The organism is Fluviicola sp. (assembly GCF_039596395.1).
Lineage (GTDB): Bacteria > Bacteroidota > Bacteroidia > Flavobacteriales_D > Crocinitomicaceae > Fluviicola.
Genome location: NZ_JBCNJT010000001.1, coordinates 1,942,437 through 1,959,365, shown reverse-complemented (window position 1 = coordinate 1,959,365; position 16,929 = coordinate 1,942,437). Strand labels below are relative to the sequence as shown.

17 protein-coding genes are annotated in these 16,929 nt (G+C 43.7%); 6 read left to right on the top strand and 11 right to left on the bottom strand.

The window, feature by feature from the left end:
• From ABDW02_RS08610 to ABDW02_RS08565, 10 genes are all read right to left on the bottom strand, one after another.
• A complete protein-coding gene (locus ABDW02_RS08610; protein WP_343634135.1) occupies nucleotides 1-855 on the bottom strand; it encodes a hypothetical protein in 855 nt (284 codons plus the stop codon).
• 88 nt (nucleotides 856-943) lie between these two features.
• Entirely contained in the window at nucleotides 944-1,279 is a 336-nt protein-coding gene (locus ABDW02_RS08605; RefSeq protein ID WP_343634134.1) for a DUF6150 family protein, read from the bottom strand.
• 377 nt (nucleotides 1,280-1,656) lie between these two features.
• Nucleotides 1,657-3,249 (bottom strand): ribosomal protection-like ABC-F family protein, encoded by a 1,593-nt coding sequence (abc-f, locus tag ABDW02_RS08600; protein ID WP_343634133.1) that lies wholly within the window; start codon nucleotides 3,247-3,249, stop codon nucleotides 1,657-1,659.
• 194 nt (nucleotides 3,250-3,443) lie between these two features.
• Complete coding sequence (locus ABDW02_RS08595; RefSeq protein ID WP_343634254.1) at nucleotides 3,444-4,982, bottom strand: carbon-nitrogen hydrolase family protein; 1,539 nt, start codon at nucleotides 4,980-4,982, stop codon at nucleotides 3,444-3,446.
• A 147-nt stretch (nucleotides 4,983-5,129) separates the two neighbouring features.
• Nucleotides 5,130-5,639: a hypothetical protein gene (locus ABDW02_RS08590; protein ID WP_343634132.1), complete on the bottom strand. Its 510-nt coding sequence runs from the start codon at nucleotides 5,637-5,639 to the stop codon at nucleotides 5,130-5,132.
• On the bottom strand, nucleotides 5,632-6,081 hold the full coding sequence (locus tag ABDW02_RS08585) for a hypothetical protein (protein ID WP_343634131.1): 450 nt from the start codon (nucleotides 6,079-6,081) through the stop codon (nucleotides 5,632-5,634). The genes ABDW02_RS08590 and ABDW02_RS08585 overlap by 8 nt, the downstream gene beginning before the upstream one ends.
• Before the next feature lie 10 nt (nucleotides 6,082-6,091).
• Nucleotides 6,092-6,541 carry a hypothetical protein gene (locus ABDW02_RS08580; RefSeq protein ID WP_343634130.1) on the bottom strand — a complete coding sequence of 150 codons (450 nt, stop codon included), beginning with the start codon at nucleotides 6,539-6,541 and terminating at the stop codon, nucleotides 6,092-6,094.
• Between the two features lie 18 nt (nucleotides 6,542-6,559).
• The gene (locus tag ABDW02_RS08575; protein ID WP_343634129.1) at nucleotides 6,560-7,012 is read right to left on the bottom strand and encodes a hypothetical protein; all 453 of its coding nucleotides are present in this window, start codon (nucleotides 7,010-7,012) and stop codon (nucleotides 6,560-6,562) included.
• Between the two features lie 83 nt (nucleotides 7,013-7,095).
• Nucleotides 7,096-7,512, bottom strand: a complete 417-nt coding sequence (locus ABDW02_RS08570; RefSeq protein ID WP_343634128.1) for a hypothetical protein — start codon at nucleotides 7,510-7,512, stop codon at nucleotides 7,096-7,098.
• A 33-nt stretch (nucleotides 7,513-7,545) separates the two neighbouring features.
• The gene (locus tag ABDW02_RS08565) at nucleotides 7,546-8,103 is read right to left on the bottom strand and encodes a hypothetical protein (protein ID WP_343634127.1); all 558 of its coding nucleotides are present in this window, start codon (nucleotides 8,101-8,103) and stop codon (nucleotides 7,546-7,548) included.
• Nucleotides 8,104-8,251: 148 nt separating this feature from the next.
• Between ABDW02_RS08565 and ABDW02_RS08560 the strand changes: the two genes are divergently transcribed.
• The 5 genes from ABDW02_RS08560 (at nucleotide 8,252) to ABDW02_RS08540 (ending at nucleotide 13,518) form a co-directional block, all read left to right on the top strand.
• A complete protein-coding gene (locus tag ABDW02_RS08560) occupies nucleotides 8,252-9,841 on the top strand; it encodes a T9SS type A sorting domain-containing protein (RefSeq protein ID WP_343634126.1) in 1,590 nt (529 codons plus the stop codon).
• 139 nt (nucleotides 9,842-9,980) lie between these two features.
• On the top strand, nucleotides 9,981-10,511 hold the full coding sequence (locus tag ABDW02_RS08555) for a sigma-70 family RNA polymerase sigma factor (protein WP_343634124.1): 531 nt from the start codon (nucleotides 9,981-9,983) through the stop codon (nucleotides 10,509-10,511).
• A 3-nt stretch (nucleotides 10,512-10,514) separates the two neighbouring features.
• Nucleotides 10,515-11,468: a hypothetical protein gene (locus tag ABDW02_RS08550; RefSeq protein WP_343634122.1), complete on the top strand. Its 954-nt coding sequence runs from the start codon at nucleotides 10,515-10,517 to the stop codon at nucleotides 11,466-11,468.
• A 214-nt stretch (nucleotides 11,469-11,682) separates the two neighbouring features.
• A complete protein-coding gene (locus ABDW02_RS08545) occupies nucleotides 11,683-12,786 on the top strand; it encodes a DEAD/DEAH box helicase (protein WP_343634120.1) in 1,104 nt (367 codons plus the stop codon).
• A gap of 39 nt (nucleotides 12,787-12,825) precedes the next feature.
• Nucleotides 12,826-13,518 carry a Crp/Fnr family transcriptional regulator gene (locus ABDW02_RS08540; RefSeq protein WP_343634118.1) on the top strand — a complete coding sequence of 231 codons (693 nt, stop codon included), beginning with the start codon at nucleotides 12,826-12,828 and terminating at the stop codon, nucleotides 13,516-13,518.
• A 57-nt stretch (nucleotides 13,519-13,575) separates the two neighbouring features.
• Here ABDW02_RS08540 and ABDW02_RS08535 read toward each other — a convergent pair whose 3' ends face one another.
• Complete coding sequence (locus ABDW02_RS08535; protein WP_343634116.1) at nucleotides 13,576-15,546, bottom strand: hypothetical protein; 1,971 nt, start codon at nucleotides 15,544-15,546, stop codon at nucleotides 13,576-13,578.
• Nucleotides 15,547-15,645: 99 nt separating this feature from the next.
• Here ABDW02_RS08535 and pepT point away from each other — a divergent pair, with 99 nt between their 5' ends.
• Entirely contained in the window at nucleotides 15,646-16,890 is a 1,245-nt protein-coding gene (gene pepT, locus ABDW02_RS08530) for a peptidase T (protein WP_343634114.1), read from the top strand.
• Nucleotides 16,891-16,929: the final 39 nt, after the last annotated feature.

Sequence of the window (16,929 nt, the reverse complement as noted above, 5' to 3'; positions counted from 1 at the left end):
TTAACCTTTAATGTATTCCCAATCTTTAATTTCATGGAACTTTGCATAATCCGCCTGGGCTTTCGGATGCCACAAAGTTGATTCGGGGGAAACGGTAGGAACTTCGTCTGAAAGGAGGTCTTTTCGAATATAAATCTGGTTCATGCCCAAATCATTGGCTCCAACCAAACGGTAACCCTTCTTTTCGGCAAGCTTGTTCATGGCAATGACGCTTGCACCGTGATAGATCGGGTGTTTTCCGGGATACATGTAATTGGGGTCGTAGGGAACTACAATGTCTTCCAAACCGAATTCGGTATGGGTTTCGATCACTACTACCTTCGGCTGAACGACTGTCAGTGCATCCCAAACCCAGTAATCGTTGCCGTCAATATCAATGGAAAGCAATTCGATTTCCCCGGAAAGACCGGCTTTTGAAATCAGTTCATTAATATTTTCTCGTTTGATAATTGCCTGCGTATACTTCGGTTTCGGGTGATAGGGAGTCGGGATTTTCGAGTAAAACTTCTCCCCGCGGCGAATGAGCTTTGCATCGCCTTCAAAAAACAGGCCCGACCAGCCAAAATGAATAGCCAGGTTGCTGCAATTACTGTTGATCCCGTCGTTTGAACCGATTTCAATAAATGTTTTGCTTCCTTCGCCCATCAGTGAAAAGAGGAACAATAAAAGCCCGTCTTCTTCAAACTGGGAAAAAACCTTGAACCCGGTTGTATTGAAAGCAGGAACTTGCCCGTTTTTTTGCGCAAGCCGGTAATGCTGCATCAAAGCGCGCTGCTGAATACCAACTGAAGGATGCAGTTTGTCACGATGTATGCGTTTGCTGAAATAGTATTTAACCAGGTTCTTTAGCCACATACCGCGAAAATAATTGAAAATGGAGAATTGACAATTGAAAAGATGCTTTGCATTTATTTCTTTTCAATTTAACATTATCAATTTTCAATTAATACATCAGTTGCTTCTTGCTGTTATTGATCCAACCTGCCTGGCTCTCGTAATCCACGAAATAGATCTTCAAATCCGCCTGACTTTCATACTTGACAAAATAGATAGACTTTTTTGCCTGGCTTTCATAATCCACGAAGAACCATTTTCCGTCATTTCCGCTTGCCTGGGAAGAATATTGGACCTTGTAAACCTTCAGGTCGGCCTGCGACTCATAGTCTACCACAAACACTTTCACATCCGCCTGTGATTCGTAATTCACCGAATAAACGTGTTGTGCGTTCACTCCGTTGGAAACTAAAAATAGTACTAGTAATGTAAATAGGTTTTTCATTGCTTTCATTTTAATCCGCCTTGTGCAATTATAATACCATTTTTCCAATTGGAGTTAATTCCTACCTGCGCTCTTCCGTGCCCCTCTGTAGGAAGAGTGTCCGCCGAAGGTGGACAAATACGACCAGTAATAATCTGCGTTCCTCCGCGCTCTTCTGTGGGAAATAACCGTATCCGCCGCAGGAGGACCACTATTGCAATTAAATATCTGCGAAATCTGCAGAATCAGCGTGAAAAAAGAAAATTGTCCGCCGAAGGTGGACAATTACTCAAAAAAATCTGCGCTCACCTGCGCCCCTCTGTGGGAAATAATCGTGTGTCCACCGTTGGCTAACCTGCGTACACCCTGGCTAAATTCGTTTAGATAAACAAAGTTTTTCAGCTGCCCAATTGAATCTTAAACTCAATCCCAATTTGACTTAAGAAAAATTCATCATGTGAAACCACCACGATTGTGCCGGGATACTGATTAATCGCAGCCGTCAAAATCTCCGTATTCTGAATATCCAGGTTATTCGTAGGTTCGTCCAGGATCAGCATATCCGGAGCGCTGTTCGAAATCGTCAGGCAACACAAAAGCAGTCGCATGCGTTCTCCGCCGCTGAGGTCATTGCACGATTTATCCCAGGTTTCTTTCCCGAAAAGAAAACGGTTCAGCCGGATTTTTACCTCGTGTTCCAGCAAAGCAGTCCGGTTGAATTCCTGCACCTGTTCATAAATGCTCTTGGCAGGGTCAATCAGCGAGTAATCCTGGTCGATATAAACGATGGAATCTCCCGCTCGTTGAATAGCCCCGCTTTCCGGTTCCAGTTCTCCCAGGATCAGTTTCAGCAAACTTGTTTTTCCCGATCCGTTTGCGCCATGGATGGAGATGCGTTCACCACTGTTGATTTGAATGTTTACCGGTTCTTTCCAAAGTTTCGAATCGCCGTAGCTGACATTCAGGTTCGTTCCCTTAAACAGGACTTTTCCCTTGTGGAGATGGGATGCTTCAAAACCGAATTGAATCTGGTCCGATCCCGATAATTTGGAACGCACTTGCTGCAAATCCGTGGAAAGGCCTTCAATCTTCTCCGAATGCATGCTTTTCGTTTTTGCAGTACTGTTTTCGGCATTGTTCCGCAGAGTATTCATCATGATGCGTGCTACGCCGGCCTTGTCCTGTTTCTTTTTCCCGCGTGAATCGAGCTTTTGTTGTCTTTCCAGGGTTTCACGTTCCTTTTCCTTCGCTTTTTTGAGACTCTTTTCCGCGTGCTGCAATTCGTTCTGAAGCGCCTGCTGTTCGATGGCTTTTTGTTCGGTATAGAAGGTATAATTCCCGCCATAAACCCGGATTCCCGAGAGCGACAATTCACAAATGGTATCGGTCAAATCGAGCAATTTCCGGTCGTGGCTCACAATCAGCAGGGTAGAAGCGGTACTTCTGATAAAATCGTACAGCAAGGTTCTGCCCTGTAAGTCCAAATGATTGGTAGGCTCGTCCATTAGGATCAGTTCCGGTTGACGGATGGCAATTCCTGCCAGGAAAACTTTGGTTTTTTGACCGCCGCTGAGTGAACCGAGTTTTTGCTCCGGATCGAGTTCGGGCAGGTTCCACAGTTGCAAAGCAGCTTCACAGCGTTCCTCGATGGTCCAGTCGTCGTTGAGGGTTTCCATGTTTTCATCCGTCACGTTTCCATCCAGGATTTCCCGGAAAGCACGGAGTTTGTGATCGATCTGCAATGCCTGTGCAATCGAAAGGTTATCGTACTGGCCAAATTGCTGGGGAACAAAATAAGGTTCCGACTGAACCGAGATATGCCCCGATGTGGGTTGCAATTGCCCGGCAATTAGTTTCAAAAGTGTCGATTTCCCCGATCCGTTATTCCCGATCAGGGCTGTTTTACTATTCGTTTGGATGCTTAGACTGATACTTTCAAGCAAGCGATCCTTATTGGGATGTTGATAAGATAATTGTTGAAGAATAACCATGATTTCTTTCCTGGAATGAACGAATCGGGCAAACTACTCGCGGCCTGCCATCTTGTTTTTTAGAAAGAAATTGGTTTTTACATGGAGGAATGTTTAATTCGGATACAAAATTAATGATCAATCATGAATTATCAAAACAGGTCCCTGATCATAATTCATAATTCGTAATTCGGCATTTGCAATTAGAATCAGCATTAGGAATTGTCCTTCCGTTTCCGCTTCTTCAAATCATAAATATCCGTTCTTCTGTCTTTGAGGTTCCGCACCGACCCGAATTGATTCAGTTCCCTCAAAAGCGTAATGTCCACATCCGCTATCAGGATCATTTCCGTGTTGGGAGTAGCTTCCGCTTTGATCCCGTTAGACGGAAAGGCAAAATCACACGGGGTAAATACCATCGACTGGGAATACTGGATATCCATGTTGTGTACGTTCGGAAGGTTTCCCACACTTCCGGCAATGGCTACATAACATTCGTTTTCAATGGCTCTCGCCTGGGCACAGTGGCGCACGCGCGAATACCCGTTTTGTGTATCCGTCAGGAAAGGAACAAACAGGATGTCCATGCCGTCAGTTGCCAGTAAGCGGCTCAATTCCGGGAATTCCACATCGTAGCAGATCAAAATCCCGATCTTCCCGCAATCGGTGTCGAACACATGCACCTGGTTTCCACCTTCCATTCCCCAAATCTTCGCTTCATCCGGCGTCACATGGATCTTTTCAAAGCGTTCGATACGTCCGTCGCGGTGGCACAAATAACCCACATTGTACAAGCGGTCGTTCTGCATTTCCGGCATACTTCCCGTAATGATATTGATGTTGTAGCTGATCGCCAGTTTGGAGAATTGCTGCACTACCTCCTGTGTATATTTGGCCAGCTCACGAATGGCCTGTGGTTCCGATAAATGGTTATTCTCGGCCATCAGCGGGGCATTGAAGAACTCCGGGAACAGGGCAAAATCCGAACGATACCCTGAAACAGCATCCACGAAATATTCCGCTTGCTGCATCAAATCGTCGAGGTTGGAGTAGGGGCGCATCTGCCATTGGATTAATCCCAAACGTACCACTGTTTTGATCGCGCTCGGAGCTTCGCTTTTTACTTCATAGTACAAGTTGTCCCATTCCAGCAAAACAGCGTAATCCTTCGAGTGCGAATCGCCTTCCAGGTAATTTTTCAGGATTTTGGAAGGGTGAAAATCGTTCGACATCTGGAAATCCAGCACCGGGTCGTGAATCTCTTTGCGCTTTACCTTCTCAATGTATTCACGCGGACTCATTTCCTTGGCAAATTTGTGGTAATTCGGAATCCGACCTCCGAACGCAATACCTTTCAGGTTCAGTTTCTCACACAATTCCTTGCGGTAATCATACAAACGCCGCCCCAGTCGCAACCCGCGGAATTCCTTCTTAATAAACACATCGATCCCGTAAAGGATATTCCCGTCCGGGCGATGTGTTTTAAACGTATAATTCCCGGTAATCTGTTTGTATGTATGCAAATGCTCGTATTTCGAAGATTCCACGATGATGGAAAGTGCCACGCCGGCAATTTGTCCGTTCACTTTAATGGCGACCTGTCCCTCCGGGAATTGATTGATCAGCGTTTCCACCTGTTTCCGCGTCCAGTAAGGATTTGCCAGGCCGGTGTACGATTCTACCATCGCCTCTTTCAGCGCTTCGTAGTCAGAGATGCTCAGATAAGTCAGTTCGATATTGTCCACAATGTCCATGCGATTGATTTTCATTCAAGATAGCTAAAATCAAATTTACAGGACGGATGTTGAACCAGAATTAAGGAATTTTAAAAGAATTATTGATTGTAGGGACGAAAAATTTTTAGCTCCTACAACATTTTTATTTTCAATGGTGAAAAATAATTATAACCCCAATTGCGGATAAACCACTTTTTTAATATAAGACATAATCCATTCATCTGCCAGTTCAAGTTTGTCTTTCCGCAAGTTAATCTCAGAAATGACACGTTTTTTTAATGTCTCTTTTTCACCGGGAGGCTCAAACTCTGTAATGTCGTAAACCATAATGCACAAAGCGTCCATAAGCATGTGCTGCTTACGTTCCAGGATCGGATGATTGTCGAGTAATTCTAAAATAAACGGAAGGTACTTTTCCTCTGCAAGCATTAATTCCTCATCCTGCTCCATCAGAGACAGGTTTGCGTTCGTTGCCCACTCTAGCATCAGTTCAAGATCCAAATCAGGGAGTTGCCGCGATGAACTGAACGTTGCAGAACCACATTGCCTACAGATTGTACCCAAAAGCTTGTCGTAATCAACCAATTCAAAGGCGGCTTCCCGTTTGGAAATAAATGCTTCCCGGAAGTGATTACACTGGTCACAAGTTCTGGTTATGCGGTATTTCTCAGTCATGGGGAACACTTTTTTGACGATATTTCAAAACTATCCAAACGATCATAAATACGAAAGAATACTTAGAACCCGTAATGAAGTATTTGAAATTCAGCTTGAAATGTTTGTAGGTATCTTCCAATAAAAGCGCAAACATAATAAAGGTTGCAATCAACGCAAGGATGAGGTAAAAAGAAGAAAAAAGCCCCAGGCGAATCAGGACGGTTTTAAAATTAAAATCAGTCAGTTTGAAGGTAATAAAGTACGTTCCGGAAGAACAAATGAAAATAAGCAGCCCTTCTAATCCTATACTGTAGATCGGATAATCCCAATCAAATATCAGGAAGATGTTCTTCAGTTTGAAACCAGTATAAAACAAATCGGATAAGGCATCCAAAACCAAAATGAATCCTGTTGAAACAATAGATAGTTTGTACCATGAAATAACGTTTGGATGATTCATAGGTTTATTTTTAGCTTCTTGCTAGGAAGAGTTTACTATTGAATCGTTTAGCATGATTACAAATGGCAGATAATTCGCTTGTGTATTCAGCGGTTATTTCCTTTAACCAATTTTCCGGAACAAATTGGTTGATAAGTTCTATTGAAGCAAGCAAATCATCTATATCAATTTCAGTACCTCTGAAATCATCAGCTTCACTCCAACCGATGCATTCGTTAGATTCTCTCAGGAATTTAGGCAAAGGAGTATAGGTTGTTTTTTCAAGGCTATTGTTCAAATAATTTTGAATGATGAGATCCAGATAAGAACCATCCAAAACCAAAGTCATTCGCTTCTCAGCTTCGTTGTACCAAAAGAAGTCTTCTCTTCCACATGCAGGAATTCCGCATTGAGGACAGGGTGCTGTCAGATTTTTCAGAATGAAGAAAGAAAAATGTTCTCTATTAATAATAATATCCATCTATTAAGTAGGCTTTGATTAACGAACCTGTTTTTCCGGATTTAGCAATGACTCATACTTCTCTCTAAATGCTTGTATTGCCTGCATCATTCCCGTTCCGCAACCAGGACGTATATTTCCCGTGCGGTGGTCTGTCGGATCATAAGGGTCATAAGCAACAATGATTGGATTGTCGTGATTTACAAACTTCGGGAAGATCCTGGATGAACCATTTGAATAAATCCATTCACCGACCTGTTTTCCTTTTTGATACTTTCCCATGGCAACCGGCATCCCGGCTTCATTGAATTCAACAGTAAACCGTTCCACGGTAATATGAATGAATTTATGAGCAGCCCGTATTGTCGAGTCCGGGTAATATTCCACATAATCGAAATTTGCCAGGATTTTTTCCCGGTCTTTCTGGGAAAAACAATGCTGACTCCACAAAAGAAGCACGATATAGCTTGAAAATTTTAGAATGATTGTCATTTGGAGTCGGTTTATAGATGTAGTTTAAGAAAAACAAAAGGTAAGAGTTCCGTACAACTTCTGTGTTCCTTAGTGGGAGAAATCTACAGATTCAGGTGCTTCCGTATGCTATCCAACGCCGGAATATCGAAATACCAGCCGTTTGCACCGTCATTCACCCGGATTCCGTATACACCATGCTGATACAGTTGATTGGCCAGATGGGTCGCATTTTCAGATGCCAGCCGTAAAATAACCGTGTGGCCGTCCTTTTCCAGGAAACCACCTGCAGTTCTGGCATATTCCGTTGCTTTCAGTCCATCCGTAAAAACAAAAAGCCACGGTTTTTCATCAACCACTCCAATGAAGGGTTTCGCTTCTTCCAATGAACTGTTTTGGGAAACGATGAAATTCCAGTCTTCCAGTGCGAAAAAAGCACCGTAAAGCGCATCCAGGTCCGCTTCTTTACCTGAAGTTCTGGCATTGGTTACTAGTTGATCAAAAGGACTTGTGGCCGACATACAATTTGTTTGGGTTGAAATTACGAAGAAGAATCATTTTTTCCGGGAATCGTCCCTTTTTTTCTCCAACCTCTCGGCACGTTTTGTTTTACCCAATTCGTTGGAACACGTGATCATGCGGTTATAAAGATATCCGAACCAATATTGTCGTTGTGTTCCGCAAAAAGCGGCGTTGTATTTACGCTCCATCAAAGAAAGATAGCGGTACTCCTTTTTGAGGTTCCCTGTTTCCGCATAATAATCGGCTAAGCGCGTACAAAGAATTTTATAATCGACATTTTTTCGAAGACAATGACGGTTCAAGCGGGCCTGTGACTTAAAGTAAATGTTCGGAATGTATTTTTTAGCCTGGTGAACCGCTAATTCGTAATCCCTTGCTTCAAATGCAGCATCCGCCAGCTTGAAATACAGGTGATTTTCCTGGGCGATCTTCCGGTCCAGTTTAATCAGTTTCTGGCAAACAAAAACCACCGAATCATACTTTTTCTCATCCCGGTAACGAGCATATTGGCTCAGATATTTATCTGTCTCTTTTTCCTGGGCGAAGAAATAGATGGGATAAAGCAAGCATATTAAAAACAGGTACTTCATGGCAGTTTCAGTATACAACTGCAATTTAATTGTTTTTTTGAAACGATAGTTCTTAAACCTGGATTGGAAATGTTTTTTGGCTTTAGTCAATTTATATTGTAAATTACGGGTTTACACTAATAAACAACTATTTTAATTTACGTCAGGTATGAAGAGACTATTCAATACATTACTACTAACTCTATTCGGTGGAACGGCGTTTTCACAAACAACAGTAAATTTCACCAGTAGTTCAACATTTAATGTTCCTGCAGGAGTCACCTCCTTAGACATTGAAGTCATCGGCGCAGGTGGTGCAGGCGCCGGTAACGGAGGTGGTGGCGGTGGTGGTGGCGGTTATGCGAAAGGAACGTATGCAGTTACTCCCGGTCAGATTCTGACAGTAACTGTTGGAGTAGCGGGAGGCGGATCCGCGGGAGGAACCTCGTCTGTAGACACAATGATTAGCGCAACCGGTGGAAGTAACGGGACTACGGTGAGTAACCCTTCTATTGGCGGAGGCGGTAGTGGTGGTAGTGGTACAGGTGGTACTATTAATCATGTAGGTGGTACTGGAGGTGGCGGCTATTGGACCTATTTCGGCGGCGGCGGTGGCGGCGGAGCCGGTTTACTTGGTAATGGAGGTAATGGAGGCAATACAATTGCATGGACCGGACAATGTCAAACACCAGGAGGAGCTGCTGGAACAGGTGGAGGAGCACCAGGTGGCGATGGTGGTAAAGGTGCCGGTTTTACCGATCCTTCATGCAATGTAAGCAATCCATCCGGTAATGGCTTAAACTACGGTGCTGGCGGTGGTGGCGGTAATGGAAATGGTGGTGGCCCTGGAACAGGGACAGGCGGTTATGTTACCATTACTTATACAACCTGCGCAGTTGATAATTCAACTACCTTAAACGGGACTACCATCATGGCTAATGAAGCAGGAGCAACATACCAGTGGATCAATTGTTCAGGTAACACACCGATAGCGGGAGCGACTAACCAGAGCTTTACTCCAACACAAACCGGTAACTACGCAGTTATTGTTAATAACGGAAGCTGCTCCGATACTTCGAATTGTGTAAATGTGGTGGTATGTAACTTAACGGCAAGTGCAACTAGTAATGGATCTACCGTTACTGCGGTTCAGGCGGGAACTTATCAGTGGATCAATTGTTCAGGGAATACCCCGATAGCAGGAGCGACTAACCAGAGTTTTACTCCTGCACAAACAGGTAATTATGCGGTAATTATTACCAATAATGGTTGTGTGGATACATCTGATTGCGTGAATGTAGTGGTTTGTGCATTTGCAGCTACAACAACAGTTCTTCCGGATTACACCATTCATGCGGTTGAAACGGGTACGTATCAATGGCTGAATTGTACCACTTCTGCTTTAATTGCCAATGAAACAGGACAAAATTATTCACCTGCAGTCAACGGATCTTATGCGGTTATCATTACTTCCAATGGATGTACGGATACTTCTGCATGTGTGGTAATTACATCATTGGGAATTGAGGATAATGAGCTATCGGTAGTAAACGTATATCCGAATCCGTTTGAATCAACTATTCAACTGTTAAACGCCCAGGGAAATGAAGCTTTTGAACTGACGAATACCGTAGGTCAGGTTATCTGGTCGGGTACGGAAATAAATACGAAAGATTTTTCGGCGTTGGTAGAAGGAGTTTATATTCTTCAAGTTACGAGAGGATCTAATGTAAGGCAGTTAAGACTTGTAAAAAAATAATTTCTTGTTGATACGGGGAAGGCGGTCATGTTGACCGCCTTTTTTGTTTTAGGGATATGATAATTCTCCATTTATAATTCGCCGTTATGAATTATTGTTTACCTTTTCATTTTTCCGACATCAGAACGAAAACACCTCCATGATTGGAACCGTAAATATGCAGCAGGAACTCAAACAGCTCTACCGAAAATGGCCGGATATCCGCCGTTATCTGAAGACTTTGGGCTGCGATTCGGTGAGTGCCGAAGATATTTTCCAGGAAGCCCTGCTCATTTATGTCCGTAAACGCGAATCTTCCGATTTCGAACTTACGGTTGAGCCCTTCTTTTACGTGCGTAATACCTGCAAACTCTTGTGGTACAACCAGGCGCGCAAAGAACAGAAACACATTTCCACCGAATTGCACGAAAATATGGAAGCCACGGAAGATGCCTGGTTCGAGAAAGAGATGAAGATCCGGGAGGTGGAATCTACACTGGCAAAACTCGGGGCACAATGCCAGGAATTATTGCAGTTGTTTTACGGATTGGGATGGAACATGGTGGATATTGCAAAGAAAATCGGCTTACGCAACGATAAAGTCGCGAAAGCCCAGAAATACAGATGCCTGCAGAAGGCAAAGGAATTGATTCAGGAACAGGAATTAGTAGTTGAACCAATTAAAGCTTAAGACATGGAAACAAATTGGAATCAACTCATAGAACGTTACCTACAGAACGAATTATCCGAAGAAGGAAAAATTGCTTTCGAGCAGGAATTAAACACCAACCCGGAACTCCGGGAAGAACTGGAAATGCATCAGCTGATTCAATCGGCTGCAAAACGGGCTTCCCAGCGCACCATGATCCGGCAGACCGGTAAATTATACCTGCGAAACCTGCGCATCAAACAATTTACGATTGGTATCGTAGGAACTGCAATTGCTGTTGTCGGCATTATTTATTGGGTAAACACGAAAAACAGCACGAAACAAACAGCTGAAAATACGGCAGTAGAAACCTCAAAAGAACAACCTTCCGAATGGGTTTGCCGGGCTTATCAGATCAACCATCAATCAAACCAGCCAGGAGGCAAAAGCTCACTTATTCAACCTACTGATTGGCAAACGAACGATGGAACAAATACGCGCTTCACTTCAGCTGTTGGCCGCTATTCCATCCATACCCGTGAAAACGGCTATTACGGAATGGTAACGGCTACAGGAGAAAGTGCCGAAGATTCCGTGGCGGTTACAAGGCCAACAGTAGCGGTGCTCGGTTATACCAAAGAGAATTCAAAGAGTGAAGTTGAAAGCCAAATGGCAACTACTCCGGCAGGTAAAAATATGCTGTGGATGCAGAAATACGACAGCGTAGGAAAATTCAACGATTTGTATTGCGGCTATGCACTTGTGATGGATAAATCCAAATTCGGTTTCGTGGACCCGGAAGGAAAGATCTTCATTCCGTTGATCTACGACCAGTTGGTGGTAACAACCAATATCAAATCCTCCAAACAGAAAAATAAACGCCAGAAGAAAAAAGTACTCTACATCCCGAAACGTTCCGGGAAAGATGTCAAAGACTGCGAAGAAACAAACGGTAAACCAGCGTTCGAAGTTTACCCGGCAGAAAAAGAAGAGAATTAGTGTAAAGCTCCGCGCGCTGCGGTAAATAAACCTGTGTCCGCCGAAGTTGGGCAAAATAGTACTAATAGCTATCTGCGAAATCTGCGAAATGTAAGTTCAGCGAAGCTAAATCTGCGTGAAAAAGAAAGATCTCCGCCGAAGGCGAACGAATACGACTAACATAATCTACGAGAGATAGAAATAGTGTTTCATTTGTTCTGATTACCTTTGCAGGATGAAGACAAATTCACCGATTAATCCGAAAATTTTAAATCGCTTGGCGGAATTGGGATTCGAGAACCCGACTCCGATCCAGGAACACGCCTGGAAACATCTGATTGAAAAACACCAGGATTATGTAGGCCAGGCGCATACCGGTTCCGGGAAAACCATCGCCTATGGCGTTCCTTTGCTGCAGCGTATTGATGCCAAAGACAAGGATGTACAGGCAGTAGTGCTTGTCCCTACACGTGAATTGGTCGTTCAGACTTCAAAAACCCTGTTCAAGCTCTCCAAGAACCTCGATAAATTCTTCATTCAATCCATTGTAAAAGGAGATGATATTGAACAACAGAAACGGGACCTTCAGCGCCCTACGCAGGTATTGGTTGCCACGCCCGGAAGATTACTCGAACTGATTCGCCTCAAGGCGGTTTCGCTCAGAAGGGTAAAAACAATCGTTCTGGACGAAGCGGATGAGTTGTACGCAAAAGGTTTTATGAAAGAAATCGATAAGATTTTGGGTGAAACCAACGATTTTCATAAAAAATGGCTCTTTTCGGCAACCATTCACGGTGAACTGACCAAATGGATCAAACAGACTTTACACATGGATGCCCCGAAAGCGGTCATTGCTACCAAAGAAGTCATGAATCCGCGTATTGAACACCAGTATGTGGAATGTCAGAAAGAAGACAAACCCATGTTGCTGCTTGAGTTCCTGACGACTATGAAAAAAGGCCGCGGGATTATCTTTTGCAGAACGAAAGGCGATGTGGAACATGTAGCCCGTTTCCTGCGTTCACACGAAAAGAAAGTAACCGAGATTTACGGGGAAATGTTCCCCAAAGAACGTGAAAAAGCCATGCGTATGTTCTCCCAGGAACACACGCAATACCTGGTTGCTTCCGATATTGCTGCCCGCGGAATGGATTTCCCCGATCTGGCATTCGTGGTGCATTACCAATTGCCGGATGATCCGGATTATTATACACACCGGAGCGGAAGAACCGCAAGGGCAGGGAAGAGAGGAATTTCCCTCAGCCTGGTTGAATCTGTGGAACGTAAAAAGCTTCGCTATATTCAGGATTTATTGCACGTGGACTTTATCCAATTGTAAGGATGGATTTTAAATCCTAGATTTGCAGAAGAGAACACCATGGAAAAATCGCACAAACATGTCAATTGCCAGGACTGCGCCGTAAGGTCAAACAGTCTTTTCGGACATTTTACCAGCGATGAGATTGGCGATTTGGACCGGCACAAAAGCTGTTCGTTCTACAAGAAAAACCAAACTATTTTCGTGGAAGGAAGTTTTCCAAGAGGCGTTTATTGCATCAATCGCGGGAAGGCGAAAGTATATGCACTCGGAGACGAAGGAAAAGAACAAATCGTTCACATTGCAAAAGCAGGAGAAGTGATCGGTTTCCGTGCCATGTTGAGTGGTGAGCCTTACAAATTATCTGCCTCCACACTGGAAGATTCCAATATCTGCTTCGTTTCCAAGGATGATTTCCTGAATATGCTCGACAATATTCCAAGCCTGCGCAACTCGCTGATCCAGGAATTATCGAAAGAATTGGGTGAACGGGCTATTTTCATTACAAACCTGGCCCAGAAAACCGTCCGTGAACGCCTGGCGTATTCCCTGATGATCCTGGCAGATATTTACGGAGACGAACCGATCAACCTCTCACGCGAAGATCTGGCAAATTTCGTGGGAACTGCTACTGAAACCTTGATCCGGTTGTTGAAAGAACTCAAGGAAGAAGGATTGATCGATACACAAACACGCAAGATCTTCATCGTTAAAAAAGAAGAGCTGATACACCTGGCCGGCGGACATCGTTAAACCGATTGACTTCTTTTTGAGTGAATACCAGTTGGTCTCGCAATCGGATGTGAATAGTTAGTAACCATTTTTCATCCGTTCCAGTTTCTCAAGGCTCCAGCTCAGGTTGCGGGTATTCAGCGGATTGTCCAGTAAAATGGTGATTTTCGAAGTCAATGCTTTCACCACCCTGGATTGTAACTCGGAATCGATTTGCTGAGTAGCATACCGGTTGTATGCATTTTTCCTGTCGATATAACACGAGTGGATACCTTCCAGTGTTTCGGCGTCTTTTTCGGATAACGTCTTTTGATCGTCTATTCCTGCCATCAATGCCAATGCTTTCGGTGCGTAAAAATCCAGGAATTGCCCCACTTTTTTTGATTTCATATGGAATAGTGCAACCGTATATAATTCAGGCACTTCCGGATTTTCGGATTCTGAAACCGTTTTAAACGGAAGTTGCTTAATGAATTGGTCAAAAACAGCTTTGTTGGTCTCAATTTCATCTTCCGGCATCAGGATCCAGTCGAAACATTTCGCATAAACGAATCCTTTGTCAATGTCATTCAACTTCCCGGAAGTGATTTTGAGCGGGTATTTCTGAAGACTTTGAGCCAGCATACGGTTGGATTCCTTGTCCCAATTCCCTGTTGCTTTCACAGGGAGTAATTCATAAACTAAATCCCGTTTTACCAGGTGTTCTTCCAGGTTGTTTTCGGAGAATACGTAAACGGAAGTCGTGTAAAAACGGCGTTCTTTGTTGCTGTTGATCAGATCAAGCATGCACAAGTTTACACCGGCTAAATAACTTTGTCTTGTTTCAACGCTCACGGCAGTTCCCTGGATATCAATCAGGAGATTTTTAGAAACTTCCGGAAAGTTCATCCAGGTCATTTCCTGCTCATTGCTTCCCTTTTTGTCTTTATCGGTTCTCAATTCTGACAACCATTCCGGGTATGTCAATGCAGTGCTATCAATATCCTTAAGCACTATGTAATTTTTATAATAGTATTGGTATTCCTTGATGTTTAGCAATGATTTGATCGAAGTAGTGTGTTTGAGGTAATCAAAATACCACGGAGCTTGAAGTAATGAATGGTTTATAACAATCACATCGCTGCGGTAATGCAGTTTTTCCTGCACATACCAAAGCGGGAAGGTATCGGTATCACCGGAAGTCATTAAAACGCCGTTCTGAGCACAATTATCCAATAATTCTTTGGCGTAGGCAATAGCATCCGCTTTATACTCCGTGCGTTTTAGCATCGCTTCTGCAGCACTGTTTTCCTGTACGGATCTCAGAAGCAGGTAATAGTTCATCAGGTCATGCCCGATTTTCAGGTTCAGGTCTTCAATAATAGTAGTTTTGTAATTGGGGTCTTTTTCCTTAAGCTTTTGAAAACATGCAAGGCTTTTTTCTGCTAATTCATTAAAAGCGGAGATCCGGTTGGTGGGCAGCTTTTCATACATCGGGTCGGATAGATCCTCCGTTGCAGCAATCATATTCCCCGCTTGATTCGGATGAATGTAATCGCACGCTTCCGCAGAATAGGCCCTGCCAAGCATTTCCAGTTCTTTACTGGTCAGATCTTCCTGGTCTTTCAGCAGGTTGATCAGATCAGTCGTATAGTTCGGATAACCATAGAAATAGTTCAGTTCAAAGTTCCTTCCTGCGGTTCTTACTCCCGCCAATCCCTGATCATACAAGGAATTCGAATAATCAGGCGTGTAATATTTTTCGATAGCCAGCGGCAGGTATTTTTTCGTAGTCGCATCCCACGCTTTAACGAATTTCGGTTCCTTGAATTCACCGTATTTGTCGTAAGGAGTAATCTTCAGGTAATAACCGTCTGCTTTTTTTGCCAATCCGAACTGACATTCTTTGCCGGGCCCTTTAATGTGCCTGTTTACATGCGTGTAAATTTCCTCGAAAGCTGGAAATTGCGTCTCGCGTAGCTGGCCCAAAGCCTCAGAAGAAGCACTTTTACAGCTTGTGGTGATCAGGATAAGTGCTAATCCGAGCAGGAATTGAAGTGTAGGTTTCATGGATTTGAATTTTGGTAAAGTTAGAAAAATTGATTAAAGCTACGCGGACTGTTACTGAGTCTTAAAAATCTCCTAATTTTAGAAAAAAAATTGTATCAGATGAAAAATGCCCCGTATTCGGTCGAAGAGCGTTTTGTGCGCTATGTGCAAATTGACACGACTGCAGATCCAAATTCAACTTCTTTTCCTTCCAGTGAAAAACAAAAAGACCTTTCGCATTTATTGGTGAAAGAACTCAAGGCATTGGGAATAGAAGATGCGGAAGCGGATCAGTGGGGATATGTCTATGCTACTATTCCTGCCACTTCTTCCAAAGAAAATATTCCGACCATTTGTTTTTGTTCGCACATGGATACCGCTCCGGATGTTACCGGAACGAATGTAAAACCAATTATTCATCGCAATTATACCGGGGCACCGATCACACTTCCGGATGATCCGACTCAGGTAATTACCACTGAAAAGCATGCGTATCTGAAAGAGAAAATCGGGGATGACCTGATTACGGCTTCCGGGTTGACTTTGCTTGGAGCGGATGATAAAGCGGGAGTGGCCATCATCATGGATTTGGCGGAACAATTGATGAAGAAGAAAGAAATTCCGCACGGAAAAATCCGCATTCTTTTCACTCCTGATGAAGAAGTGGGAAGAGGAGTAGAGCAGTTGGATATGGAAAAACTGGGTGCAGATTTCGGCTATACCCTGGATTCAGGTGAATTGGGTGCTATTGAAGACGAATCTTTTTCAGCCGATGCCATGACTTTCGTAATCACAGGAGTAAGCGCACATCCCGGATATGCAAAAGGAAAAATGGTACATGCCATGAAAGTAGCAAGTGCCTTTATTGACGCATTACCGAAAGACGAATGGTCGCCTGAAAGCACGACAGACCGCGAAGGATTTGTACATCCGACTGCTATTTCCGGTGGATTGGAAGAAGTAACCGTAAGCTTTATTATCCGTGATCATGTAACGGCAAAACTGGCTGAATACGAAACGCGCCTGGAAGGAATCCTGAAAGAGACAATTGCCCGGTTCCCGGGAGCAACATACACTTCGAAAGTGACAGAGCAATACCGAAACATGAAGGAAATCATTAAAGATGTTCCTTTTGTGACGGATTACGCCATAGAAGCCATGGAAAAAGCAGGGATCACACCGAAACCAACGATCATTCGCGGTGGGACTGACGGTTCGCGTATGTCGTTTATGGGCTTGCCTTGTCCGAATATTTTTACCGGCGAAATGGCCATCCACAGCCGTCACGAGTACGTGAGTATTCAGGATATGCAGAAAGCGGTGGATACCTTGGTGGAACTGGTGCAGATTTGGGAAAAACACTAACAGTTCAAAAAGTTCCAAGTTCAAAAGGTTTAAAATTTG